At 48.6% G+C, this 1,600-nt stretch carries 1 protein-coding gene; it reads right to left on the reverse strand.

Translation table 11 applies throughout. From position 1 onward, the window contains the following. Positions 1-475 precede the first annotated feature (475 nt). The gene (locus tag BLP64_RS10680; RefSeq protein ID WP_092594020.1) at positions 476-1,519 is read right to left on the reverse strand and encodes an IS110 family RNA-guided transposase; all 1,044 of its coding nucleotides are present in this window, start codon (positions 1,517-1,519) and stop codon (positions 476-478) included. Positions 1,520-1,600: the final 81 nt, after the last annotated feature.

Consider the following 1,600-nt stretch of genomic DNA (forward strand, 5'->3'; position numbering starts at 1 on the left):
TAACACCTATGAGCCTTCGTCCTGTCAATAGGCACTAGTTTTTATTGGCCGCCGCGTGAGCGGCCAATACCAAATCTCTGAGCCAGTGAGCCTGCTTCGTCTGTCATCGTTGGCTGTTGATGGCTTACAGCAAACACCTATTGAGGCTCTCTTAGTGTGGCGGTTATCCACTGCCAAACCGGATTGCTCCGTGCAGGTTGGTTTGGGGCACTAGACATTCATCGGTTAACCGGTATCTGTCCTAGTCAAAAAGCGGGTTACGATTTCGTCCCAGTTAGTTTCAGGTTCAGCACCGGTGTAAGCGCACTCGCTCAGAGTATTGATGCACGCCAGCAGAATGGATAATCAAAGCGACGGGCTTCGTAGTGGGTGTAGAAATTCGGTTTGGAGGGTTGTATACCCAGTCAGCAGACACCGGTTTTCAGCACACTCCGTCATGATCCAGTTAGACGTTGATCATCATCCTGCTGCGTGACTAACTAGTTAAGAAGCGTTTTTCATCGAATATTTTCTCGTTCTTTAACATGAAATAGACGGCACGGCCTAGCTTGTGAGCTAGGGCAGACAACGCTTTAGCTTTGCTCATGCGCTTTTGAAAGCGTTGCAATAGTTGTTGTGCGCCCGAATTACCTCTGAGGTATAAAACCGCCGCTTCAGAGAAGGCCCATTTTAGGTGCGCATTGCCAATTTTGTTGCCTTGAGTGCCATAGGTTTTACCAGCGGACTCAGCTTTGCATTTGATAAGTCGGGCGTAAGAAGCAAACTTTTGCACCGATTCGAAGCGTTGAATATCGCCGATTTCGTAAAGGATGGTCAGCGCGAGTATGCGACCAATGCCGGGGATTGTTTTTAGTAGATAGAAGTACGCGGGCTGGTGCTTTATGGCTTGTTTTTCCAGAAACCATTCCACCTGACTGAGCTCTCGGTGGTAGCACTCGAGAACCGCCATATCGAGGTTGATATTGCGTTGCACGACAGGATCATGAAAAGTGGTATTGAGTTGCTCTCGGGCACCGACGTTCTTTAGATTTACTTTGTTTGGCGGTAAGTTGTACTGGCTGGTGGTGTTAGCGACATGGGCTTTTAAGTCCGCGCCGTGTCGCACCAGGTTGGTTCTGCGACGCAACAAGTCGCGAGTTGCCCGCATGTTGCGCGGATAGACATAGGCCAGCGGGAAGTTTCCACCGCGCATTAGGGCCGCAATTTTAAACGAGTCCACGCGGTCGTTTTTAGTTTTGCCGCCGTGGATAGCTTTCATGTATAAGGCATGGCCGAGAATAAATTCAATATCATGGTCGTCGCAAAAGTCGGCGACCCAGTACCAACAGTGCATGCATTCAACGCCGAGGACAAGATCATCTAAATAGGGGCTGATAAGTTCAATCAGCGCGTCTGGATTCGCTGATATTTCCTTATGTAGGCGCGTTTCACCTTGTTGATTGATAATGCAAACATAGAGGCTGCGGGCGTGCAAATCGATTCCACAATAATGCTGATGGGTGCTATTGTAAAAGTTCATTGGGTCTTCTCCTTTTTGGTTTGGTTGCCTTTCAGTTTAGCCAAGCTGGCTAAATTGGGGAGAAGGCTCAATGAGTATCAA

It is taken from the genome of Pseudidiomarina indica (assembly GCF_900104245.1).
Classification (GTDB): domain Bacteria; phylum Pseudomonadota; class Gammaproteobacteria; order Enterobacterales; family Alteromonadaceae; genus Pseudidiomarina; species Pseudidiomarina indica.

What these genes read in the sequence shown, in the direction of transcription:
- BLP64_RS10680 (WP_092594020.1), bottom strand. Translation starts at nt 1,519, where the DNA reads ATGAACTTTTACAATAGCACCCATCAGCATTATTGTGGAATCGATTTG.